Raw genomic sequence first — 23,319 nt, 5'->3', positions numbered from 1 at the left:
TTCGAAAATGGCTTCACCCTTTAATGTAAATCTCCACACCATTTAACATCGACCCTCAAGGCATTTTCGAAAATGCCTTGGCCTTTTACTGTTAATCCCCACCTCAATTAAACAATGCCTTGCTTTTCCTATGTTTCTTCCCAATCTTTTTTAACTGTAGCTCAGCCGGTACACAGCCATGAAGACGGGGAATCTGGGGCAGGCGGCCGTGGATGAGAGGAATTGGGGGGCATATGTAGACTTTTAGAAATACTTGGTCTTCAAGGGCGAAAAAAGACAGAGTTCACCGTGAATGGGCACCGCACTGTCTTTTTTCGTCCTTGAAGGCCTTAGTATTTCTTAGGGTCGGAATCCGCCCCCCAATTCCTCTCATCCACGGCCGCCTGCCCCAGATTCCCCGTCTTCATGGCGTCACTCTTGCCAACTCGTTAAATAAAGAATTTCCTTCTTCCCTTTTTTATGTTATACTGAAAAGCATAGCTGTTATGTCACTCCGGACATAAATTGTAATGCCGGAATGTGATTGAAATAAAAGACAAAGGAGAGAATTACATGGCATTTACCCATTTGCATGTCCATACGGAATACAGCCTTTTGGATGGTTCCAGTAAGATAAAAGAACTGACAGCCAGGGCAAAGGAACTGGGTATGGACAGTATTGCTATTACGGACCATGGAGTCATGTATGGAGTAATTGATTTTTACCGGGCCGCCAGGGAGGTGGGGATTAAACCGATTATCGGCTGTGAGGTCTATGTTGCGCCTAACAGCAGGTTTGACCGTGAGACGGTGCATGGTGAAGACAGATATTACCATCTGGTGCTTTTGGCGGAGAACAATGAAGGGTATCAGAACCTGATGAAGATTGTTTCCAAAGGATTTGTGGATGGTTTTTATTATAAACCGCGTGTGGATTTTGAGGTGCTTGAGAAATATCACGGCGGAATTATCGCTCTCAGCGCCTGTCTGGCCGGAGAGGTTCAGAGGCTTTTAGAGCGGGGGATGTACGAGGAAGCAAAAAATACGGCGCTCCGCCATGAGGAAATCTTCGGCAGGGGAAATTATTTTTTGGAACTGCAGGATCATGGGATTCCGGCGCAGAAGTCGGTGAACCAGGGGCTTTTGAGAATGAGCAGGGAACTGAATATCCCCCTTGTGGCCACCAATGACGTCCATTATACATTTGCAGAAGATGCAGCTCCTCATGACATCCTTTTGTGCATCCAGACCGGGAAAAAGGTGACGGATGAAAACCGGATGAGGTATGAGGGAGGGCAGTATTACTGTAAATCAGAAGAAGAGATGAAACAGTTGTTCCCCTATGCGCTGGAGGCATTGGAGAACACCCACAAGATCGCAGAGCGGTGCAATGTGGAGATTGAATTCGGAGTTACCAAGCTGCCCAAGTATGAAGTGCCTAAAGGGTATGATTCCTGGTCTTATTTGAACAAGCTTTGTGACGACGGCATGAAAAAAAGGTATCCGGATGACGATGGGACGCTGAGAAAAAGGCTGGAATATGAACTGGAAACCATTCACAGCATGGGGTACGTGGATTATTTCCTGATCGTTTGGGATTTTATTCATTTTGCAAAATCCCATGGGATCATCGTAGGGCCCGGAAGAGGGTCGGCGGCTGGAAGTATTGTGTCCTACTGCCTGGAGATTACGGATATCGATCCCATCCGCTACAACCTGCTGTTTGAACGGTTCCTCAATCCGGAACGTGTATCCATGCCGGATATTGATATTGACTTCTGCTTCGAACGGAGACAGGAAGTGATCGACTATGTGGTAGAAAAATACGGAAAAGACCAGGTGGTCCAGATTGTAACCTTCGGTACTCTGGCCGCCAAAGGTGTGGTCCGGGATGTGGGAAGGGCGCTGGACATGCCATATGCCAGGTGTGACGCCATTGCCAAGATGATTCCGGGAGACTTAGGGATGACACTGGAAAAAGCCATCAAGCAGAGCCCGGATTTAAGAAAGGCATATAATGAAGACGGAGAGGTAAAATATCTGATAGACATGTCCATGCGTCTGGAAGGCCTTCCAAGGCATACGTCCATGCATGCGGCAGGCGTTGTGATCAGCCGTACTTCCGTGGATAACTATGTGCCTTTATCCAGAGCAGCCGACGGTTCTATCACAACTCAGTTCACCATGACCACATTAGAGGAACTGGGACTTTTGAAAATGGACTTTTTAGGGCTCAGGACCCTGACGGTGATCCAGAATGCAGTCCGCCAGGCTGAGAAGAACAACGGAATAAAGATCGATCTGGACAAAATTGATTATAATGATAAAAAGGTATTGGAATCCATCGGAACAGGGAAAAATGACGGGGTGTTCCAGTTGGAAAGCGGCGGAATGAAGGGATTTATGAAGGAGTTAAAGCCCGAGAACCTGGAAGATATCATAGCCGGTATCTCCCTGTACCGGCCGGGCCCCATGGACTTTATTCCAAAATACCTGAAAGGCAAAAACGACAGGATGTCGATCACCTATGACTGCCCTCAGCTCGAACCCATTCTGGGGCCTACCTATGGATGTATTGTCTATCAGGAACAGGTTATGCAGATCGTGCGGGATCTGGCCGGTTATACCATGGGACGAAGCGACCTGGTCCGGAGGGCCATGTCTAAGAAAAAGTCATCGGTTATGGAAAAAGAACGCCATAATTTCGTCTACGGCAATGAAGAAGAGGGCGTAAAAGGCTGTGTGAACAATGGGATTGACGAAAAAACAGCCAATGTAATTTATGATGAAATGATCGATTTTGCGAAATATGCATTTAATAAGTCCCATGCGGCCTGTTACGCGGTAGTATCTTATCAGACCGCGTACCTGAAGTATTATTACACGAAAGAATTTATGGCCGCTCTGATGACGTCGGTGATGGATAATGTGACGAAGGTTTCGGAATATATCCTGACCTGCCGCCAGATGGGCATCCGCATTCTGCCTCCTGATATCAATGAAGGGGAGAGCGGATTTTCCGTATCGGGAGATTCGATCCGGTATGGTTTGTCCGCCATTAAGAGCGTGGGCAAATCCGTTGTGGAGATGATCGTCGGTGAGAGGGAACGAAATGGCATGTTCACCACCATGGAAGACTTTATAGAACGCATGAGCAATAAAGAAGTCAACAAGCGTACCTTGGAAAATTTCATTAAATCAGGAGCGCTGGATTCCCTTCCCGGCACCAGAAAACAGAAGCTTTTAGTGGCTCCGGCCCTTTTGGATCAAAAGAATAAAGAGCGGAAAAGCAGTCTGGAAGGGCAGATGACCTTATTTGATTTTGCCCCAGAGGAAGAAAAACAGAGTTTCCAGATCACCTTTCCCAATGTGGGCGAATTCCCCAAGGAAGAACTGCTGGCATTTGAAAAAGAAACTCTGGGAATCTATGTAAGCGGACATCCGATGGAGGCTTATGAAGAAACCTGGAGAAAAAATATTACGGCCATGGCCACCGATTTTATTGTGGACGAAGAGACGGAACATGCCAAAGTGAAAGACGGCAGCCGGGTGATCATCGGAGGTATGATAACCGGGAAAACGGTAAAGACTACAAGGACGAACCAGTTGATGGCGTTTATCACTTTGGAAGATCTGGTGGGTTCTGTGGAAGTGATTGTATTTCCCAAGGATTATGAAAGCAAAAGGGAGATTTTTACAGAAGATGCCAAGGTATTTATTCAGGGAAGGGCATCCATCGGCGACGAACCGGTAGGAAAGATGGTCTGCGAGCGGGTGATACCATTTTCCAGCATTCCGCGCCAGTTATGGTTAAAATATCCCGATAAAGAAGCGTATATGGCCGGAGAAAAGGAACTTATGGACCTTTTAATGATGTCGGAAGGCGATGACAGCGTCGTCATTTACTTAGAAAAAGAAAAAGCCAGAAAGGTGCTGCCGGCCAACCGCAATGTGTTAGCCGATTCGGAACTGTTGACAGTATTAACGGAAAAACTTGGTGAAAATAATGTCAAAGTTGTAGAAAAAGCTATTGAAAAGATAGGGAAAATGAATTAGAATAGGGATTGTATGAAAAAAAGTACGTAAGTAAAATGCGAGTAAAATGGTATGCACATGGTTGTATGCACATAATGGTATGCACATTCAGGGAGGTAATTAGATATGGCAAAGGCAGTAAAGACAATCGGCGTTTTAACTAGTGGTGGAGATGCACCTGGAATGAATGCAGCTATCCGTTCAGTAGTGAGAGTCGCGATTGCAAAAGGAATGAAAGTCAAGGGGATCATGAGAGGCTATGCAGGACTTTTGCAGGAAGAGATTGTAGATATGGAGAGTTCCAGCGTTTCCGATATCATCCATCGGGGCGGGACCATTCTTTATACAGCCAGATGTCTGGAATTTACAACACCGGAAGGACAGAAAAAGGGCGCGGAGATTTGCAAGAAGCATGGAATAGACGGAGTTGTGGTAATCGGCGGGGACGGTTCCTTCCGTGGTGCGGGAAAGCTGTCGGCGCTGGGAGTCAATACCATTGGGCTTCCGGGAACGATTGATCTGGATATCGCGTGCACTGATTATACGATTGGTTTTGATACGGCTGTTAATACTGCGATGGAAGCGATCGATAAAGTGCGTGATACTTCCACATCCCATGAACGGTGCAGTATAATTGAAGTTATGGGACGGAATGCAGGATACATCGCATTGTGGTGCGGATTCGCCAACGGCGCAGAGGACATTCTTCTTCCTGAGCGCTATGACGGGGACGAACAGAAACTGATTAACCGGATTATTGAAAACAGAAAGCGCGGCAAAAAGCATAACATCATCATCAATGCAGAAGGAATCGGGCATTCGGCATCCATGGCCAGAAGAATTGAGGCGGCCACAGGCATTGAAACCAGGGCGACGATTCTGGGCCACATGCAGCGAGGCGGCGCGCCTACCTGTAAGGACAGGGTTTATGCTTCCATTATGGGAGCCAAGGCGGTGGAACTTCTGGCTGACGGCAAGAGCAACCGTGTTGTGGGTTACAAACATGGTGAATTCATGGATTTTGATATTCAGGACGCTTTAGCGATGAAGAAGGATATTCCGGAAGACCAGTATGAGATCAGCAAGATGTTAATCAGATAGAAACAGGAAAAGAAAGGTTCTTTATACGGACCTTTCTTTTCTGTCAATTTGGAAAGGAAAGGGATATGGAAGAAAGGACAGTTCTGTGCGGAGCAAATGCCTATACGCAGAAATATTATTTTAATGAAGAGTTCTCAGGGCTTCCGGAGAGCATAAAAAAAGAACTGCAGGTTATGTGCGTCTGGTTCGTACAGGAGGTGGGAGGGATTTTCACCATGGAATTCGGTGAAGGCGGAACCCTGGAATTTAAAACGGAATCCAATGAATACGACGGAACCATTGACGAGATCGGCAGCGTGCTGAAAATCAAACAGTTCCAGCAGGAGCGTCAGGAACTGCTGGAAGCCCTGGAACTTTATTACAGGGTGTTCTGCCTTGGCGAAGATATGGAATAGGCAGGGAGATTATGAAACTGACAATCGGAAATGTGACATTGGAAAATAACGTGATACTGGCGCCCATGGCGGGAGTGACGGACCTGCCGTTCCGTCTGCTGTGCAAGGAACAGGGATGCGGCCTGGTGTGCACGGAGATGGTCAGCGCCAAGGCCATTTTATATAAAAACAGGAATACGAAAGAGCTGTTGGAAGTGAGGGATGAGGAACGGCCGGTGGCGGTTCAGCTATTCGGCTCCGACCCGGATATTCTGGGCCGGATCGCCCATCAGATTGAAGACGGCCCTTTTGATATCATTGATTTGAATATGGGATGTCCGGTGCCGAAAGTGGTGAATAACCAGGAAGGCTCCGCGCTGATGAAGAATCCCAGGCTGGTGGAGCAGATTCTCAGTTCCATGGTAAAATCGGTGAAAAAGCCGGTGACAGTAAAGTTCCGGAAGGGATTTGACGAAGACCATGTGAATGCGGTGGAGATAGCGAAAATCGCGGAAAGCTGCGGTGTGGCGGCCGTTGCCGTACATGGAAGGACGAGAGAGCAGTTCTATTCCGGCAAGGCTGACTGGGACATTATAAGGAAGGTAAAGGAAGCGGTGAAGATTCCCGTAATCGGAAACGGCGATATTTTTACTCCGGAGGACGCTAAGGCGATGATGGAACAGACCGGATGCGACGGCCTGATGGTGGCCAGGGGAGCCAAGGGAAACCCCTGGATCTTTTCCAGAATCAACCACTATCTGGATACCGGGGAACTTCTTGCGCCGCCGGGGCTGGAAGAGATAAAGGAAATGGTGATCCGCCATGGAGAACTTCAGATGCAGATTAAGGGCGAAGTGATCGCTATGAGGGAGATGCGCAAGCATATGGCCTGGTATACCAGCGGCCTGCCCCATTCGGCGGCGGTACGGAATGAGATCAATCAGGTGGAGACCCTGGAGGGGTTAAAAAAACTGATGGATGAACGTTTTTAAGCATATACTATTCTTGACAATCGTATGGGTTTAAGATATAATACTTTGAATGCGAGAGGGCGAGTAAAATTAAGGAAGGAAGCAGTAAAATGGCAGAGAAAAAAAACATTTTAACATATGCGGGATTGAAACAGTATGAAGATGAACTTCAGAATCTTAAAGTTGTAAAACGTAAAGAAGTGGCTCAGAAGATCAAGGAAGCGAGAGAGCAGGGGGACTTGTCTGAGAACGCGGAATACGATGCTGCCAAAGATGAACAGCGTGATATCGAACTTCGTATTGAAGAGCTTGAAAAACTGCTTAAAAATGCGGAAGTAGTAGTGGAAGAAGAGATCGATTTAGACAAGATCAACATCGGCTGTAAAGTTAAGGTTTACGAAGTGGATTTCGATGAAGAGATGGAATTCAAGATCGTAGGATCCACAGAAGCAAACAGCCTTCAGAATAAAATTTCCAATGAATCACCGGTGGGCAAGGCCCTGATCGGCAGAAAAGTGGGCGACGTGGTAGACGTTGAAACCCAGGTGGGTACCATCCAGTACAAGGTGCTGGAGATTCAGAGAGTTTCTTAATCTCTGAGAGGAATAGAATCTTTAACGAAAAGAAGAGGAGTGGAAACAGTGGCAGAGCAGAATCAGAACCAGCAGGCGAACCAGGCGGAAGATTTAAACCATCTGTTAAAGGTGCGCCGTGAAAAACTGGCAGAATTGCAGGAAGCAGGAAAAGATCCGTTTCAGATTACAAAGTATGATGTAACTGTACACAGTACGGATGTTAAGGATAAGTTCGAAGAATGGGACGGAAAAGAGGTGTCCATAGCGGGACGTATGATGTCCAAACGTGTGATGGGCAAAGCTTCTTTCTGTAATGTCCAGGATTTAAAGGGCAATATCCAGTCTTATGTGGCCAGAGACAGTATCGGCGAAGATGAATATAAGGATTTTAAAAAGATGGATATCGGTGATATTGTGGGAATCAAAGGAACCGTATTCAAGACGAAAACGGGCGAGATCTCCATTCACGCAACTTCTGTGATCCTGCTGTCCAAGAGCCTTCAGATTCTTCCTGAGAAGTTCCATGGCCTTACCAATACAGACATCCGTTACAGACAGCGATATGTGGATCTGATCATGAATGCGGATGTTAAGGATACATTTATCAAACGTTCCAAGATCCTGGCTGCGATCCGCAAGTATTTGGGCGGAGAGGGCTTTATGGAAGTGGAGACGCCTATGCTGGTTTCCAATGCAGGAGGAGCTGCGGCAAGACCGTTTGAGACCCATTTTAACGCATTGGATGAGGATTTGAAGCTGCGCATCTCCTTGGAATTATATTTAAAGAGGCTGATCGTAGGCGGCATGGAGCGGGTTTATGAAATCGGCCGTGTATTCCGTAACGAAGGCTTGGATACCAGGCATAATCCGGAATTTACATTGATGGAACTCTATCAGGCCTATACCGATTATCACGGCATGATGGATCTGACGGAGAACCTGTACCGTTTTGTGGCCCAGGAAGTGCTGGGAACTACAACGATTGTTTATAATGGCATAGAGATGGATCTGGGCAAACCGTTTGAGCGCATCACCATGGTGGATGCGGTTAAGAAGTATTCCGGCGTGGATTTCAACGAGATTCATACCTTGGATGAGGCCAGAGCCATTGCCAAAGAAAAGGGCGTGGAATTTGAAGAGCGCCATAAGAAGGGCGACATCCTCAATCTGTTCTTTGAGGAGTTTGTGGAGGAACATCTGGTTCAGCCCACCTTTGTTATGGATCATCCGATAGAGATTTCACCGCTTACCAAGAAGAAACCGGAGAATCCGGAATATGTGGAGCGTTTTGAGTTCTTTATGAACGGCTGGGAGATGGCCAATGCCTATTCCGAGTTAAACGATCCCATTGACCAGAGAGAGCGTTTCCAGGCACAGGAAGAACTGCTGGCCCAGGGCGATGAAGAGGCAAACCATACGGATGAAGACTTCCTCAATGCGCTGGAGATCGGTATGCCGCCTACAGGCGGAATCGGGTTCGGCATTGACAGAATGTGTATGCTGCTGACTGATTCGGCTGCCATCAGGGATGTGCTGCTGTTCCCGACCATGAAGTCTCTTGGCGGTTCCGGAGATATAAAGAAGGCGGCGGCTGCTTCTCAGACCGTATCAGAAGTGGTTTCTGCACCGGCAGAGGCTGAGAAGGCTGCTGAACCGATTGATTTTTCAAAGGTGAAAATCGAGCCGCTGTTCGAGGATATGGTGGATTTTGAGACATTTGCAAAGTCTGATTACCGTGCTGTAAAGGTAATAGACTGTGTTGCCGTGCCAAAGAGCAAGAAACTTCTTCAGTTCACACTGGATGACGGAAGCGGCACAGACCGTACGATTTTAAGCGGAATCCATGAGTATTACGAGCCGGAAGAGCTGATTGGAAAGACCTGCATCGCAATCGTTAATCTGCCGCCCAGGAAGATGATGGGCGTTGATTCCTGCGGTATGCTGATTTCTGCTGTCCATGAGGAAGATGGAAGAGAAGGTCTGAACCTATTGATGGTGGATGACCGGATTCCGGCGGGGGCGAAGCTGTATTAAGGGCTGGGAAATAAAAATGTGATTATGTAAAATGAGCCTCTATGACGTTTCGTCATAGAGGCTTTTGTATGGTATCAGGATATTTTAATGAAGATAAGAAGAGTCTGCGATAATGTGTAAAGCAATAGAAGATATGCGCGCAGAAGAACGCAGAGAAGTAAGTATCGACATAACATTGCATATGTTGAAAGACGGGGTGCTGGCAATTGAGAAAATCGCGGAATATTCCGGGCTTACGGTTGATGAAGTCAAAGCCCTTGCAAGTCAGAAAACAGCGTAGAATTTATAAATAGATGGTTAGAACGTCATTGAGAAAAGAAACAATCTATACAAAAGTACTTAAAAAGGATATAATAATAATAATAACATGATGTTTTGGTTCGTTTTTAAAGAGAGGAGATGGCATTATAGAATTAAAAAAGGTTGAGATTAGTGTTCCTGAAGAGATGGTGCCATTTATATTTTTAGCAGATGGAGAGGCGCAGCTAAAAAGGAATGCCATGTTGTTATATCCGTATATTCAGGATTGCACTATATCACATGGCAAGGCAGCAGAAATTTTAGGAATGCATAAACTGGATTTAATAGTATTATATGGGAAAATGGGGCTTCCCTATATAAATGAATCAGAGAGTGAACTGGAACAAGATATCCAGGCTATACGCAGAATCAGAGGAAAGGCTGTATGATAATAATTCCTGATACCACTCCAATTATTTCTCTTATTAAAGCAGGGCATTTAGAGCTATTGTATCATTTGTTTACTGAGGTAATGATACCGGAAGCTGTCTATCTGGAATTAACGTCGAATACAGCATTTGAAAAAGAAGCAGAGGTAGTAAGGCATTGTTCTTTTATCAAAGTACAAAAAGTGACGGAATTGAAGTCAGTAAGTATTCTTCGAAAGGTTACAGGACTTGATGCAGGAGAGAGCGAAGCAATAGTTTTGGCAGAGGAGACGAATGCACAGTTGCTTTTAATGGATGAGCATAAAGGACGGCGTGTAGCGAGACAGATGGGCATTACTATTACTGGAACTGTAGGCATTTTGCTGCAGGCTTATGATGAGAACTTAATATTAGGAGAAGAGGTAGAATTGTGCCTTTTAAAAATGAGAGACTGCGGAATCCGGATTGGAAACGAGCTGCAGAAAAAGGTTTTTGCTCATATTAAAAAAGGTAATTAGTTATAATTATTCATAATTTAATAATTTTATCCTAAAAGGACATTTTCTAAGAGTAAATTTTAGAAAGTGTCCTTTTTTATGTCTTGGGCAGGATGCTTTTTGGGATAACAATATTCCACAGCCGTCTGCCAGTGTTTCCATACTATAAATTCTTAAAATCAGCCAATCTCTGGTTTTCCAAAAACAGATGAATCAGATATTTCTCAGCTTCCGTAAACATCTGCCCTTTCCTGAAAAAGATGGTCTGGGAGATTTCCAGGTCCGGTTTCAGCTTAAAACAGATGATGGGCGGAGTACTGCGTTCCGGAGGCAGGAAGCCGACGGCCCTTGTGTTGGCGATGAAGTGGGCGGCCATATCCAGGCGGCTGCACTGCATCAGAATGTTGGGGTGGATGCCGGCATAAGTAAAATAGCTGTCGATGATCGCTCTCACAAAAGTGTCCTTGTTCATGGTGATGAACATCTCATCCTTAAACAGGGTTAAATCCACGTACTTCCCTTCCATTTCTTCCAGATGATACTGGCGGACAACCGGATTGTCCCGGGATACGGCAAGACAGAGGGCGGACTTGGGGCGGGTGATGATGTTGTCAAATAAGGGATTGTTGTTTACAGAACCAGACCAGGCCAAGTCGATGGTGCCGTCTAAAAGTTTCTTCTCCAGAAACTTGACATTGCCTTCCACCAGTTTCAGGGAGAAGAATGGATATTTCTGGTGAAAGGCAGGAAAAATGTCCATCAGATTCTGCTGTCCCCCAGCCACGGTAACGCCGAGATTGATGCGGCCGTGGGAGGAATCGGCAAGGCCGCTCATGATATGGTTCAGTTCGTGGTACTGGTTTAAAATCTGCTGGGCTTTTTCCAGGTACACTTCTCCGGCATAGGTGGGAATCAGCCTGCCCGGCAGCCTGGTAAAAAGCTGGACGCCCAGTTCCTTTTCCAGGTTAAGCAGGCTGTAATTCAGTGCGGAACGTGTGATATAGAGTTTTTCTGCGGCATGGGTGATGTTCTGTTCCTTTGCTATGGTGACGATATAATTGAGCTGTTTAAAATCCATAGGGCTCCGCCTTTCTATAGGTGTGAATTTAACAATACAGTAAAGCCAAAATAAAAGAACTTCAATGATACTACATAATATATTATACTGAAAATCACAGGAAATCAAAAACAATTTTTGTGGAAATGGAGTAAAAGTATGAATGAATATTTTTCTTATCCGGATAAAATCCGGATTGACAGGGCGGTGTTTTACAAAATCGCTCCCATCCCCCTGGATGTGCCCTTCAAAGATGGGACCGGGAATGTGAGAAATGCCAGCTTGTTCGGCTCCTGGATGAAAATATATGATGAAGACGGAGTCTGCGGACAGGGGCCATGTACGCCGCTGATGCTGAATTTTTTTGTGCCCCTGCTTCTGAAAGAAGAGGCCAAGACCGTGGCCGGCTGGAGAGAGTATTTTTACTGGCAGATACGGAATTTTGGATATCAGAGCGCACATGTCAGTGAAATGGGCTCCTTGGACATGATCCTGCTGGATCTGCTGGCCAACCGGGCGGGAAAGCCTCTGCATCGGTTTTTGGGAGCGGATCGGGACTGGTGCAGGGTTTACAAAGGCGGCGGTTCCGTGCTTTTATCGGATGAAGAACTGATTGAGGATCTGGTCCGTTTTAAATCAGAGGGCTATCATCAGACAAAATTCAAGATCGGATATGGCACGGACTGGGGGAAAGATATCCGGAGGCTGGAAAAAGCCCGGATTGCCCTGGGAGAAGAGTTTGGGATCGCCGTGGATGCAAATCAAGCCTGGGACGTGGAAACCGCATTTGCATTTTCTAAGGAAGCGGCGGCTTATCGTGTGTCCTGGTTTGAAGAACCGGTTCACGCCTATGATATGGCGGGGCTGAAACAGTTGAGGGATAAACTTGATGAGGCCGGAATCGCCATGTCCGTGGCCATGGGAGAATCGGTGAGAAGCTATCACACCTTCGCAGGATATGCGGAGCATGGGGTGGACCATCTGCAGCCGGGAAATACCAGAATGTACTGTATCGGCGAAAACATGAAGGTGTGGGAGCTGGCAAAAGAAAAAGGGGCTATGCTCTCATCAGGCGGCTTCACCTTCCAGAATGTGGTGATGGGAACCCTTTACGGAGAAGAAGCCATGATCGAATACCATCAGCCGATTATGGAAGTCCTGGTACCTTATTTCAGCGTGGTTTCGGAGGTGAAGGACGGTAAATTCTATCTGCCTGATGTTCCGGGACTGCCGGTACAGATGGATTTTGAAAAGCTGGAAAGAGACGGGCTGTTGGAAGAAATCATAATACGGAACAGAAAAAAGAATGAAAAATAAAAAGTGGAGGATAAAATCATGAAAAAGAGAGTTACAGCATTAGCAATGGCAGTATCTTTGGTATTCGCAGCCGGATGTGGAAACGGTCAGGGAAATGCGCCCGCGGCGTCAGCGCCGGCAGCAACAGCCGCAGCGTCGGATACTGGTAAGGAAACGTCAAAAGAAGAGGCGGCTAAGGATACCAAAGCTCAGGAAAACGAAACGAAAGCAGCATCAGAGGAGAAAGCTCCGTCAGGGGAGAAATCTTCGTCAGAGGCGTCAGACGCTGTGTCAGGTGATCCATCGGCCAGCAGCTGGCCCGGCGGTACGGTCCAGCTCTATGTGCCTGCGGCGGCAGGCGGCGGAAGCGACATGATCGCAAGAGTATTTGCCCAGGCCATGTCTGAGGAGACTGGAGGCAATTTTGTAGTAGTCAATGATGCCACCGGAGGCGGAAGCGTGGCGGCGGAGACTGTAAGAAATGGAAAAACAGACGGGCTGAACCTGTATCTTGGACATACCGGGCTGTGCGGCAGCATTGCGATCGGCCAGTATAACCATACATTTGAGGATTTCCAGATTCTGGGCACCATTACGGTTCCGGGAAGAGAAAGCAATATCATCTGCATCAACAGCAAGCTTCCTTATGAGACTTTTGAGGAACTGGTTGAGGCGGCCAAGGCAGAGCCGGGAAAATTCCTGGTAGGCGTTCAGGCCAATGGAAACCGGCATTTTATGCAGATGCTGCTTCAGAAGAATACCGGCACCGAGTTTACTATTGTGGACTGCGGCGGCGTGGCGGACACCATTACCAATTTAGTCGGCGGAATGGTGGACATGGCGATTCTGCCGGTTAAAAATGCCAGCCAGTATATCGAGGTGGGCGATTTGAAAGGTCTGGCCGTTACCGGAAACGAGCACAGCGAGCTGGTTCCGGACATCCCAACCATGAAAGAATGCGGCTATGAGAGTGCCGAGATCTCATCGATTTCCATGCTGGCGGGGCCTTTGGGAATGTCAGAGGACGATGTGGCAAAAATCAACCAGACCATGAAGAAGGTGCTGGAGAATCCGGCCGTGGCGGAACAGTACACTCAAATGGCCATGGACGCCGGATATATGACGCCGGAAGATTCTGCGGCCGCAATAGCCGGGATGCAGCAGTTATATAATGACGCGGCGGCAGAGATGAATAAATAAGGGGTGAGGATATGACAAAAGACCGGGTCACAGGCTTAATTGCCCTGGTTCTGGGATGCGCGGTTGCGGCGGCTTCAGCCGCTCTTCCTCCGTCCACCATGGCGGGAGACATAGGGCCGAAAGCATTTCCGTATCTATCGGCGGGAATCCTGATTTTATGCGGAGGCGGGCTGTTTATTACAGGAGGTAAAAAGGCGCCGGCTTTTTACACCAGGGAACAGTTGGGCCGTTTGGCAATGATTTTTGGCGTGGTATTGTGTTATGTGATTGTCATGTATTATCTGGGTTACAGGATTGCCACTCTGGCGGCCCTGTATGTATTGTGCACGATGTTCAGCCGTGGAAAAGAAATCCGGCTGTGGAAACGGCTTGCTTTTTCCATTATCCTGACAGGAGTATTGTATTTTGTATTTACAAAACTATTTGCCATACCTCTGCCGGGAGGCCAATTATTTTAAGGGGGAACTGCAATGATGGATTTAATGAACGCAGTGGGAGTGCTGCTCACTCCGTACTGTCTGGCAATGATGGTGGTCGGCGGCCTGGTTGGGCTGATCCTGGGGGCGATTCCGGGACTGTCCGGGGCCATGGCCATTACGATCATACTGCCGCTGACATTTGCGATGGATTCCAATGTGGCCATTGCCATGCTGATCTCCATCTGGGTCGGAAGCTGTTCCGGCGGATTTATCGGATCAATTCTCTTGGGAATTCCGGGTACGCCAAGCTCTCTGGCTACCTGCTATGACGGTTACGCAATGACGAAAAAGGGCCAGGTAACCAGGGCTCTGTCGGCAGGCACGGTGGCAAATTTTGCCGGTACGGTGCCTTCCATTCTGATCGCTATGGCGGCCTGCCCGGTGATCTCTTCCGTGGCGGTGAAAATGGGGCCATGGGAATATTTCGCGCTGGGCCTTCTGGCAATCACACTGGTGGTCAGCCTGTCGAGAGGGAAGATGTTTAAAGGATTTATCGGCGCGGCAATCGGCCTTCTGATCACACAGATCGGATATGCCCCGATTTCCTCAACACCCCGGTTTACCTTTGGCTCTTATTACCTGTCGGGCGGATTTAACATGGTGTGCGTTCTGACCGGACTTTTCGCTGGCTGCATGATCATGCACGATTATGCGAAAGGGGAGACCGGAATCAGCGGTACGTTCCAGGGAAATATCGGAAGATTTCATTTTCCGCTCAAAGATATGAAAGACAATGTGGTAAATGGGGTCCGTTCGTTCCTGATCGGGCTTGGAATCGGTTTTCTGCCGGGCATGGGGGCGGCCCTTTCCAATGTGGTGGCTTACTCTGTGGCGAAAAACAGTTCAAAACATCCGGAGGAGTTCGGCGAAGGCTGTGTGGACGGAATCATCGCCCCTGAGGTGGCCAACAATGCGTCTGTGGGAGGCGCAATCATCCCCATGATTGCTCTTGGAATTCCAGGAGACGGGACGACAGCCCTTCTATTGGGAGGACTGACGATCCACGGGATTGAAGCGGGGCCGCTGATGCAGAGAAACTATCCGGTGTTTGTTTACATGATATTCATGGCTGCGGTATTTGCCGCTGTTATCGCTCTGGTGGTGGAAATCCTGGGAATCCGGGCATTTCCCATGCTTTTAAAAGCGCCGTACCACTATTTGTATCCGGCAATCCTGGTGCTGTCCCTTACCGGTGTGTACACCAATTCCGGCAACATTTTTTCCGTGTTCATGGCTATGGCTTTTACGGCCCTGGGGCTGTGGATGGGGTATGCCGGGATACCGGCGACACCGTTTATTCTGAGCTATGTGCTGGGCGGAACCCTGGAGACGAATTTCAGGAAAGCAATCAGCTTTGCCAGGGGAGACGTATTCATGTTCTTTAAGCGGCCGGTTTCCTGTATTCTGCTGCTGATTGTGGTGTTCTCGGTTTTGCGGCCGTACATACAGCCGTTGTTTCAGAAAAAAAGAAGTGTTTAAAAGAGGCAAAAATGACAGTCGGAAATAACTTTTTCCGGCGATGTAGTATTGCATATGAGCCATATATAGGTACGACAGAAACAGATCCGCCTGGTGCAGAAATACATCAGGCGGGTCTGTTTTCAGTACGGTAAAATATTCCTGAATTATTTCAATGCGGGACAAGCCCGGGATCAGTCGGAAATGAAGTCAAGAACAAAGGAATCGGGCACGATATCCGGCATGGAAGCCAGGACTTTGTCCGCGATGATGTGAGCCTTTGACAGAGTATGGTCCAGTACGTTTCTGTCCAGAAAATGTTCAAATTTGCTGATAATGATGTAATCTGGGATCTCGTCATCATGAATGCTTGGAAAAAGACCGGATTCTTTATTTAAAATCAAAGTTTTTTCAAAATTATACGGGACGTATTTGCCGTAAAGAAGGAACAGATCATCATCTACCGGAAAGTTATGGATTTCGGCCAGTTGATACAAACTGGTATTCGGGCGCTTTTCCAGCTTTTGGAAGAAGATATCGTACTTTAAACAGTCCAGGTAAAAACGGTGGTAATTCCCCCGGAGCAGATATAAGGTGTTGACACGGGTGCATAGGGAAGTGTGGAGCAGCGGGTCTTCCTGGCTGGAGTAAAAGCTGTCGCAGCAGCGGTTGCTGTATGTGAACAGCATGTCAAGCATCAGTCCCGCCAGTTCCTGCTTGGAATGAAAGCAGTGGTTAATAAGGCCGAGGCTGACGGAGGCGTGTTCTGATATCTGCCGGATTGTGGTATTTTCATATCCCTGCTGGAGAAACAGGCGGTGGGAGGTCTGAAAGATGTCTTGATATTTTTCATTTTTCATTATAAAAATTCCTTTCAAAATATAAAATAGCTATTGACAAATTACTGTAAAGTGATTATACTTTAAAGCAATAAATTGAACATGTTCAAAAATGAAGAACACATCGGCTGAACATAGATGAATTACCTGATAGTGGTATGATAACAAATGTACGCTGAAAAGGCAAGCCGATATTTCCAACGGAGGAAAGCAGACCAAAGAGGCTGAGTCTGCATTTTTTATACCCGGAATTGAACGTGTTCAATAAAGAGAGAAAGGAGCCAACATGGGAAAGTACATAGTAAAAAGGATTTTGTGGATGATTCCGGTCATAATCGGAATATCATTCATACTCTATTCCATTTTGGAGATTACGCCGGGGGATCCGGTGGTCATGATTCTGGGAGAAAATGCCCCTCAGGAAAAGGTGGATCTGCTTCGTGAACAGATGGGATTAAATAAGCCGTTCCTGCAGCGGTATGTCAATTATGTGGCGGCGGCGCTCCATGGGGATTTCGGCAGTTCCTACCGGACAAAACTGCCGGCCTTTCAGGAAATCATCGCCAGATTTCCGACTACGCTGAAACTGACTGCCGGAGGCATTTCTCTTGTGATTTTGATGGGAATACCGTTGGGAATTGTGGCGGCGATCAGACAGTATTCAATCTTTGACAATGTGAGCATGGTGGGGGCGCTGATTCTCAACTCCATGCCGGGATTCTGGCTGGGAATCATGCTGACGCTGCTGTTTTCCGTGAAACTGGGGCTTTTGCCGGCTACAGGGGTGAGCAGTTGGAGATCGTTTGTTCTGCCCTGTGTGACTTTGGCGGCCGGGATGATGGCTTCGGTGGTGCGTATGACCCGGTCCAATATGCTGGAGGTAATCCGGCAGGAGTACATTACCACAGCCAGGGCGAAAGGTTCGTCGGAGAAGCGGGTTATCATGCATCATGCTCTCCGCAATGCGCTGCTCCCCATCGTGACGATCATAGGATTGAATTTCAGCAGCCTGCTGGGAGGAACCCTGATCATTGAGACGGTGTTTAACATTCCGGGATTGGGGGCGCTCATGATAACGGCTGTCCGGTCTAAGGACGTTCCGTTAGTTATGTCGGGAGTTCTGTTTGTGGCTTTGTTAGGCGGTTTTATCAATTTATTCGTGGATATTCTGTATGTATTCATTGACCCGAGACTGAAATCCCAGTTTGTTAAAGGAAGAAGGTGATGGGAATGGGAAAGAATAAGAAAGTCTTAGCGGAAGCCGGACGGATGTATCAGAAGGGCCAGTGGGCGATGGTCTGGCACCGGTTTCGGAAAAATAAAAGCGCCATGCTGGGGCTCTTTCTGCTGATTGCACTGGTGGCGGTGGCGCTGTCGGCCGTATTTCTTGTAAACTACCAAACCGACGTGGTGGGCATGGATATGGCGAACAGGATGCAGTCTCCGAGCAGCAGCCATATTCTGGGAACTGACCATTATGGCCGTGATATTTTTGCCAGAATCATCTATGGAGCCAGGATTTCCCTGTCCATGGCGGTTATCATCATCCTGGTTTCTTTTACGGCAGGAGGCGCCATTGGAGCTGTAGCCGGGTATTTCGGCGGCTGGGTGGATAATATTCTGATGAGAATTATGGATGTCTTTTATGCGATTCCATTTAATTTGTTCGCGATCTGTATCGTTGCGGCGCTGGGAGGCGGAAGCTTAAACCTGATTATGGCCATGTCCATAGCATTGGTCCCCATGTTTTCCAGAATTGTGCGGTCTGCGGTGCTTCCCATCTGCGGCCAGGAATACATTGAATCGGCCAGGGCCTGCGGAACCTCTCATTTCAGAATTATTGTAAAACATGTGATTCCCAATGCGATCGGACCGATTATCGTACACGCCACTTTGAACATTGCGGATACCATCAAGGCCATCGCGGGGCTGAGCTTTATCGGGCTTGGTATCGCGGCACCTCTTCCGGAATGGGGAGCCATGCTGACGGAGGGCAAAAATTATATCCGGGAATATCCATATCTGGTCGTGGTTCCCGGTGTCGCGATCATGATCGCTGCGATGAGTTTTAACCTGATCGGCGACGGTCTCCGTGACGCTCTGGACCCAAGACTGAAGAATTAGGGAGACGCTTATGAAAGAAGAAAAGCAGAGAGAAATATTACTGAAAATCGATGATCTGAATGTGGTATATGAAAATGACACCGAAACCGTGCATGCGGTAAACGGGCTGAGCCTGACCCTTGGAAGGAAAGAAACTCTCGGGCTTGTGGGGGAAACCGGAGCGGGGAAAACCACCACCGCATTGAGCATTATGGGGCTTCTTCCTAAGAAAATCGGGAAATGCAAATCGGGTACCATCACATTTAACGGAAAAAATCTTCTCGATATGGACCAGAAGCAGCTGATGGGTATCCGGGGAGAGAAAATATCCATGATTTTCCAGGACCCTATGACCAGTCTGAATCCGGTTCTGACGGTTGGGGAACAGGTGAGAGAGGCATTGGAATTACATAATGAGTTAAAAAGGACCAAGGAAGAAATGGACGTCCGGGTGGATGAGATGTTTGAACTGGTTGGAATCTCAAAGGAGAGGAAACAGGATTATCCCCATCAGTTTTCCGGGGGCATGAAGCAGAGAGTGGTCATCGCCATGGCTCTGGCCTGTAATCCGGAACTTCTGATTGCTGATGAGCCCACAACCGCCCTGGATGTGACCATACAGGCCCAGGTTCTGAATATGATGACCCGGCTGAAAGAGGAACTGGGTACGTCCATGATCATGATAACCCATGATTTAGGGATTGTGGCGGAAACCTGTGACTATGTAAATGTGGTCTATGCCGGAACGGTTGTGGAGAGCGGTACGGTGGAAGATATTTTCGAAGGTGAACACCACCATCCTTATACGGAAGGATTGTTTCATTCTCTGCCGGATCTGGAAAAAGTCCAGAAAAGGCTGACCCCGATCCAGGGCTTGATACCTGATCCCACGAACCTGCCGGATGGATGCCCGTTCCATCCGAGATGTCCCTATTGTATGGATGTGTGCAGGGAACGGGAGCCGCAGGAGATACACATGGGGACCCAGGCCATCCGGTGTCATTTATACCGACAGGAGGAATCGTAATGGAGCCATTGATAGAGATAAAGGGACTGAAAAAATATTTTAAAACTCCGGCCGGGCTCCTTCATGCCGTGGATGATGTGAACCTGTCCATCGCTAAAGGGGAAACATTGGGAGTAGTGGGGGAAAGCGGATGCGGAAAATCCACGCTGGGCCGTGTGATCATAAAACTTCTGGAGCCCACAGAAGGGAGTATCCTCTTTAACGGAACGGATATCGCCAAGATGAAAAACCGGCAGTTAAAAGAGTTCAGACGGGATGCCCAGATCATTTTCCAGGACCCGTATGCCAGTTTAAATCCCCGGATGAGCGTGTTTGACCTGATTGCGGAACCGATGATCGTAAACCATATGGGAAAGTCCAAAGGGGAACTGAGGGACCAGGTGCTGGAACTGATGGAGACGGTGGGACTGGCGCCCAGGCTGGCTTCCGCTTATCCTCATGAACTGGACGGAGGAAGAAGGCAGAGGATCGGGGTGGCCCATGCTCTGGCAGTTAATCCTAAGTTCATCGTCTGCGATGAACCGGTATCGGCGCTGGATGTTTCCATACAGGCACAGATTTTGAACCTGCTTATGGATCTGCAGGAGAAGAGAAATCTTACCTACCTGTTTATCACTCATGACCTTTCGGTGGTAAAGCATATTTCCAATGAAATTGCGGTCATGTATCTGGGACAGTGTGTGGAAAAGGCCCCGGCAGAGGAACTGTTTGCCAATCCGCTTCACCCGTATACGAAAGCGCTTTTAGAAGCAATTCCTGTGCCCAATTTAAAGAACAGGGGAAAGGTCAGGGAAGTGCTGACCGGCGAAGTGACAAATCCCATCAATCCGGGTATCGGATGCCGTTTTGCGCCGAGATGCCGTTTTGCCTGTGAACAATGTACAAACAGCAGCGTCCGTTTGAAGGAATATTCCAAAGGACATCAGGCTGCCTGTATTTTATATGAATAAATAGGAGGAAGAGACGATGAAAAAAACTAAGAAAGCAGCAGTACTGGCGCTGGCGGCAGCAATGATATTATCTGCCTGCGGCTCCGGCCAGACCTCAGGAGGCGGCAGCGCCGCGCAGTCAACAGGCAGTGCAGGCGGGGGAGCCGGAAAAGATTCTATAAATATCGAAATCAGTTCTGATCCATCGGTTTTATGCGGCGGATTTGCGGCCAATTCAACTGTGAACCTGGTATCGGATCAGATCTTTGACCGGCTTTTGGAGAGCAACGGCGATGGAACTTTTACGCCTAAACTGGCTACGGAGTGGGAATATGACGAGAACGGCAGGGACATTATATTTACTCTGCGGGAAGGTGTTAAGTTCCATAACGGGGAAACAATGACCGCTGAAGATGTGGTGTTTTCCTACAATACCATTATCAATGACGCCTATGCCACCACTGCCACTTCCCCTATGGAACGCATGGAAAAGGTGGATGATAACCATGTGAAGCTGGTGTTTAAGCTGGTATACGGGCCCGCGCTGGAGGCCGCAGCTACCTCTTATATGTGCGTATTTCCCCAGGCTTATTATGAACAGGACCCGGATGCATTTTTAAGGAATCCTGTGGGAACCGGCGCTTACAAGTTTGTGGAATGGGTGAGCGGAGACCATATTGCCCTGACCAGAAATGACGACTATTTTGACGGGACTCCGTCCATCAAGGATGTGATCTATAAGGTTTATCTGGATTCCAGCGTGGCAGCCATCGCTTTGGAGAACGGGGAAATCGACGTGCTGACCAACCCCACTCAGACAGACCGTTCGAACCTGATGAATCATGAGGGACTGGTTTATAAAGAGACGGAATCAGCCATGGTCACCTGGGCCTTCTTTAACTGTGAAGGACGGTTCAGCGACCAGAAGTTAAGGGAAGCATTCCACTACGCCATTGACAGGGAAGCAGTGCTCCAGGGAGCTGCCGAAGGCGTTGGCAAGGTGGCAAATTCCATGTTCCCGAATTTCCTTCCGGGAAGCGATCCGGATTACCAGATCAGCCATCCGTATGACCCGGAAAAGGCAAAGCAGCTTCTGGCAGAAGCAGGATACGCGGATGGAATGGAGATTACGGTCAAAACAAGGGAATCTGCCAATTATTACAGACCGATGGAAATCATGCAGGCCCAATTGGCCCAGGTTGGCGTTACGATGAACATTGAACGCATGGAATCCAGTGCATGGTTTAATGACGTGTTAAGACGTTCTGACTTTGAATTTAACATGATTGCAACAACTTTAGGATTCCCGGATTTTGATGAGCGTTATGCTTTGGTTGTAACCGGACAGCCTCAGAATTTCTATCATATTGCCGATCCTGAACTGGATGCGGCGTTTGAGACAAACCGGAGCAGCACCGATCCGGAGGAACGGATCCAGGCATGTCACGATATGATCCGCATCATGGATGAACACTGTCTGATCCTGCCTTTGTTTGCCAACATGAGAGGAATCGCTTACCAGGAAGGCCTGGAAGGGATTGAACCCAATCCATATTACAGCTATAAGATTGACAAATGGTCCTGGGGAAGCAAAGACGGGCAGTAATTTTAGCCTGTCATGGGATGATGAATGAGAATAGAGAAGGAGAGCAAGATGGAAAAACGTTATTTAATTCGTATGAACAATTCGGAAGACTGGTTAAGGCATTGGGACGAGGGAACCCAGGTGGTAAATGATTTTATACTGCCGATCGGGCCTTATGAAAAGGATGAAATGAGCGATACCATTTACCATAAGGATGCGGAAGTGCCCTATCACCAGCATAAAAAGGGATTTGAGACATTTATGATCGCCAAGGGGAGCGTTGAGTGTGTGATCCGTGGAAAGCATTTCATTGCCAATGCAGGAGACATCCTTCACATTGCCCCATATACGCCTCACGGATTCCGCTTTTTAGAGGAAGGAACGATCTGGAGGGAGTTATTCCAGGAAATCAATATGGCTCAGGGGATCATGAATAAAAATACGGTAAAAGGAAATTATCCGGACTACATGGACAGCCCTGAATTCATGGAAGTTTACCGCGGAGACCGCAAGGCCCTCCAGAGGGAGACGCCGGTGCCGGTGGATGTCAGCAAGGAAGATGTCCATGAGGTCCGTACACCGGAATTCGCGTTTTCCCATTATAAGGGAAAAGGCTATGACCTGAAATTAAAGGTCGGCAAATGGGAGACCAACGGGGTGAAAGAGGTATGGCAGGCAAAACTGGATAAAGGCCTCAACATCGAGTACGATTATCCTCACTGCAACTGGGAACTCTATTATATCACCAAAGGATCTGTCCAGTTTACCATCCTGGATGAAACCTTCACAGCCGGCCCGGACTGCCTGGTACATATTCCTCCGTTCCACAAACACAGCATAAAGGTGCTGGAAGACACGGAGATGTTCGATTATGGCGGGGAAATGGATTTGATGGCGCTTCTGGAGGATTATGAATCCATTAAAAAATACAAACCAGAACTGCTGGAAGATCAGGAATTTATGACTTCCTTCCTCAGGAAGTATAAATGCTTTGTAACGAAATTCTTTATTTAACATATTCGCGAAAGTAACGCCATGAATCCAGGGAATGGGGACGGACGGGGGCGGAGGGCTGCTTGGAGGCTTGACGCCGGGCGGAGCGGAATCCGTTG

The 23,319-nt window shown here is 47.8% G+C and carries 20 protein-coding genes; 18 read left to right on the top strand and 2 right to left on the bottom strand.

Annotated features, from left to right (window positions below; translation table 11 throughout):
• The first annotated feature begins 552 nt into the window (after positions 1–552).
• The 8 genes from GPL15_RS25090 (at position 553) to GPL15_RS25050 (ending at position 10,255) form a co-directional block, all read left to right on the top strand.
• Positions 553–4,035 carry a DNA polymerase III subunit alpha gene (locus GPL15_RS25090; protein WP_215701413.1) on the top strand — a complete coding sequence of 1,161 codons (3,483 nt, stop codon included), beginning with the start codon at positions 553–555 and terminating at the stop codon, positions 4,033–4,035.
• A gap of 105 nt (positions 4,036–4,140) precedes the next feature.
• Positions 4,141–5,115 carry a 6-phosphofructokinase gene (gene pfkA / locus GPL15_RS25085; protein WP_215701412.1) on the top strand — a complete coding sequence of 325 codons (975 nt, stop codon included), beginning with the start codon at positions 4,141–4,143 and terminating at the stop codon, positions 5,113–5,115.
• Positions 5,116–5,180: 65 nt separating this feature from the next.
• Positions 5,181–5,510, top strand: a complete 330-nt coding sequence (locus GPL15_RS25080; protein ID WP_215701411.1) for a DUF6145 family protein — start codon at positions 5,181–5,183, stop codon at positions 5,508–5,510.
• Positions 5,511–5,521: 11 nt separating this feature from the next.
• Positions 5,522–6,481 carry a tRNA dihydrouridine synthase DusB gene (gene dusB, locus GPL15_RS25075; protein WP_215701410.1) on the top strand — a complete coding sequence of 320 codons (960 nt, stop codon included), beginning with the start codon at positions 5,522–5,524 and terminating at the stop codon, positions 6,479–6,481.
• An 89-nt stretch (positions 6,482–6,570) separates the two neighbouring features.
• Positions 6,571–7,053, top strand: coding sequence for a transcription elongation factor GreA (greA, locus tag GPL15_RS25070; RefSeq protein ID WP_215701409.1), 483 nt, complete (start codon positions 6,571–6,573; stop codon positions 7,051–7,053).
• Positions 7,054–7,101: 48 nt separating this feature from the next.
• Complete coding sequence (gene lysS, locus GPL15_RS25065) at positions 7,102–9,069, top strand: lysine--tRNA ligase (protein WP_215701408.1); 1,968 nt, start codon at positions 7,102–7,104, stop codon at positions 9,067–9,069.
• Positions 9,070–9,181: 112 nt separating this feature from the next.
• Complete coding sequence (locus GPL15_RS25060; protein ID WP_215701407.1) at positions 9,182–9,349, top strand: hypothetical protein; 168 nt, start codon at positions 9,182–9,184, stop codon at positions 9,347–9,349.
• A 405-nt stretch (positions 9,350–9,754) separates the two neighbouring features.
• The gene (locus tag GPL15_RS25050) at positions 9,755–10,255 is read left to right on the top strand and encodes a DUF3368 domain-containing protein (protein WP_215701406.1); all 501 of its coding nucleotides are present in this window, start codon (positions 9,755–9,757) and stop codon (positions 10,253–10,255) included.
• Positions 10,256–10,397: 142 nt separating this feature from the next.
• On the opposite strand, the gene GPL15_RS25045 is transcribed toward GPL15_RS25050, so the two are convergent.
• On the bottom strand, positions 10,398–11,312 hold the full coding sequence (locus GPL15_RS25045) for a LysR family transcriptional regulator (RefSeq protein ID WP_215701405.1): 915 nt from the start codon (positions 11,310–11,312) through the stop codon (positions 10,398–10,400).
• 138 nt (positions 11,313–11,450) lie between these two features.
• On the opposite strand from GPL15_RS25045, the gene GPL15_RS25040 reads away from it, so the two are divergent.
• The 4 genes from GPL15_RS25040 to GPL15_RS25025 are packed head-to-tail and all read left to right on the top strand — an operon-like array spanning position 11,451 to position 15,745.
• A complete protein-coding gene (locus GPL15_RS25040; protein WP_215701404.1) occupies positions 11,451–12,608 on the top strand; it encodes an enolase C-terminal domain-like protein in 1,158 nt (385 codons plus the stop codon).
• Positions 12,609–12,626: 18 nt separating this feature from the next.
• Complete coding sequence (locus GPL15_RS25035) at positions 12,627–13,787, top strand: tripartite tricarboxylate transporter substrate binding protein (protein ID WP_215701403.1); 1,161 nt, start codon at positions 12,627–12,629, stop codon at positions 13,785–13,787.
• Positions 13,788–13,798: 11 nt separating this feature from the next.
• Positions 13,799–14,245 carry a tripartite tricarboxylate transporter TctB family protein gene (locus GPL15_RS25030; RefSeq protein WP_215701402.1) on the top strand — a complete coding sequence of 149 codons (447 nt, stop codon included), beginning with the start codon at positions 13,799–13,801 and terminating at the stop codon, positions 14,243–14,245.
• 12 nt (positions 14,246–14,257) lie between these two features.
• Positions 14,258–15,745, top strand: coding sequence for a tripartite tricarboxylate transporter permease (locus GPL15_RS25025; RefSeq protein ID WP_252198618.1), 1,488 nt, complete (start codon positions 14,258–14,260; stop codon positions 15,743–15,745).
• A gap of 173 nt (positions 15,746–15,918) precedes the next feature.
• On the opposite strand, the gene GPL15_RS25020 is transcribed toward GPL15_RS25025, so the two are convergent.
• Positions 15,919–16,584, bottom strand: coding sequence for a helix-turn-helix domain-containing protein (locus GPL15_RS25020; RefSeq protein ID WP_215701401.1), 666 nt, complete (start codon positions 16,582–16,584; stop codon positions 15,919–15,921).
• 265 nt (positions 16,585–16,849) lie between these two features.
• On the opposite strand from GPL15_RS25020, the gene GPL15_RS25015 reads away from it, so the two are divergent.
• The 6 genes from GPL15_RS25015 to GPL15_RS24990 are packed head-to-tail and all read left to right on the top strand — an operon-like array spanning position 16,850 to position 23,221.
• Positions 16,850–17,788, top strand: a complete 939-nt coding sequence (locus GPL15_RS25015) for an ABC transporter permease (protein ID WP_215701400.1) — start codon at positions 16,850–16,852, stop codon at positions 17,786–17,788.
• Positions 17,789–17,793: 5 nt separating this feature from the next.
• On the top strand, positions 17,794–18,687 hold the full coding sequence (locus tag GPL15_RS25010) for an ABC transporter permease (protein WP_215701399.1): 894 nt from the start codon (positions 17,794–17,796) through the stop codon (positions 18,685–18,687).
• 10 nt (positions 18,688–18,697) lie between these two features.
• Positions 18,698–19,693, top strand: a complete 996-nt coding sequence (locus tag GPL15_RS25005; RefSeq protein ID WP_215701398.1) for an ABC transporter ATP-binding protein — start codon at positions 18,698–18,700, stop codon at positions 19,691–19,693.
• Complete coding sequence (locus GPL15_RS25000; RefSeq protein WP_215701397.1) at positions 19,693–20,643, top strand: ABC transporter ATP-binding protein; 951 nt, start codon at positions 19,693–19,695, stop codon at positions 20,641–20,643. The genes GPL15_RS25005 and GPL15_RS25000 overlap by 1 nt, the downstream gene beginning before the upstream one ends.
• A gap of 16 nt (positions 20,644–20,659) precedes the next feature.
• Positions 20,660–22,228: an ABC transporter substrate-binding protein gene (locus GPL15_RS24995; protein WP_215701396.1), complete on the top strand. Its 1,569-nt coding sequence runs from the start codon at positions 20,660–20,662 to the stop codon at positions 22,226–22,228.
• Between the two features lie 48 nt (positions 22,229–22,276).
• Positions 22,277–23,221: a cupin domain-containing protein gene (locus GPL15_RS24990; protein WP_215701395.1), complete on the top strand. Its 945-nt coding sequence runs from the start codon at positions 22,277–22,279 to the stop codon at positions 23,219–23,221.
• Positions 23,222–23,319: the final 98 nt, after the last annotated feature.

Origin of the sequence: Clostridium sp. MCC353 (genome assembly GCF_018785315.1) — a bacterium.
In the GTDB taxonomy this organism is placed as follows: domain Bacteria; phylum Bacillota; class Clostridia; order Lachnospirales; family Lachnospiraceae; genus CHH4-2.
This window is presented reverse-complemented; position numbering and strand designations above follow the sequence as displayed.

Excerpts from the sequence above, each read along its gene's own strand:
- GPL15_RS25030 (WP_215701402.1), top strand. The coding sequence starts at position 13,799 with ATGACAAAAGACCGGGTCACAGGCTTAATTGCCCTGGTTCTGGGATGC.
- GPL15_RS25015 (WP_215701400.1), top strand. The coding sequence starts at position 16,850 with ATGGGAAAGTACATAGTAAAAAGGATTTTGTGGATGATTCCGGTCATA.
- GPL15_RS25005 (WP_215701398.1), top strand. The coding sequence starts at position 18,698 with ATGAAAGAAGAAAAGCAGAGAGAAATATTACTGAAAATCGATGATCTG.
- dusB (WP_215701410.1), top strand. The coding sequence starts at position 5,522 with ATGAAACTGACAATCGGAAATGTGACATTGGAAAATAACGTGATACTG.
- GPL15_RS25025 (WP_252198618.1), top strand. The coding sequence starts at position 14,258 with ATGATGGATTTAATGAACGCAGTGGGAGTGCTGCTCACTCCGTACTGT.
- GPL15_RS25060 (WP_215701407.1), top strand. The coding sequence starts at position 9,182 with ATGTGTAAAGCAATAGAAGATATGCGCGCAGAAGAACGCAGAGAAGTA.
- GPL15_RS25000 (WP_215701397.1), top strand. The coding sequence starts at position 19,693 with ATGGAGCCATTGATAGAGATAAAGGGACTGAAAAAATATTTTAAAACT.
- greA (WP_215701409.1), top strand. The coding sequence starts at position 6,571 with ATGGCAGAGAAAAAAAACATTTTAACATATGCGGGATTGAAACAGTAT.
- GPL15_RS24995 (WP_215701396.1), top strand. The coding sequence starts at position 20,660 with ATGAAAAAAACTAAGAAAGCAGCAGTACTGGCGCTGGCGGCAGCAATG.
- GPL15_RS25050 (WP_215701406.1), top strand. The coding sequence starts at position 9,755 with ATGATAATAATTCCTGATACCACTCCAATTATTTCTCTTATTAAAGCA.
- GPL15_RS25080 (WP_215701411.1), top strand. The coding sequence starts at position 5,181 with ATGGAAGAAAGGACAGTTCTGTGCGGAGCAAATGCCTATACGCAGAAA.
- GPL15_RS25010 (WP_215701399.1), top strand. The coding sequence starts at position 17,794 with ATGGGAAAGAATAAGAAAGTCTTAGCGGAAGCCGGACGGATGTATCAG.
- GPL15_RS25090 (WP_215701413.1), top strand. The coding sequence starts at position 553 with ATGGCATTTACCCATTTGCATGTCCATACGGAATACAGCCTTTTGGAT.
- GPL15_RS25045 (WP_215701405.1), bottom strand. The coding sequence starts at position 11,312 with ATGGATTTTAAACAGCTCAATTATATCGTCACCATAGCAAAGGAACAG.
- GPL15_RS25020 (WP_215701401.1), bottom strand. The coding sequence starts at position 16,584 with ATGAAAAATGAAAAATATCAAGACATCTTTCAGACCTCCCACCGCCTG.
- GPL15_RS25040 (WP_215701404.1), top strand. The coding sequence starts at position 11,451 with ATGAATGAATATTTTTCTTATCCGGATAAAATCCGGATTGACAGGGCG.
- GPL15_RS25035 (WP_215701403.1), top strand. The coding sequence starts at position 12,627 with ATGAAAAAGAGAGTTACAGCATTAGCAATGGCAGTATCTTTGGTATTC.
- GPL15_RS24990 (WP_215701395.1), top strand. The coding sequence starts at position 22,277 with ATGGAAAAACGTTATTTAATTCGTATGAACAATTCGGAAGACTGGTTA.
- pfkA (WP_215701412.1), top strand. The coding sequence starts at position 4,141 with ATGGCAAAGGCAGTAAAGACAATCGGCGTTTTAACTAGTGGTGGAGAT.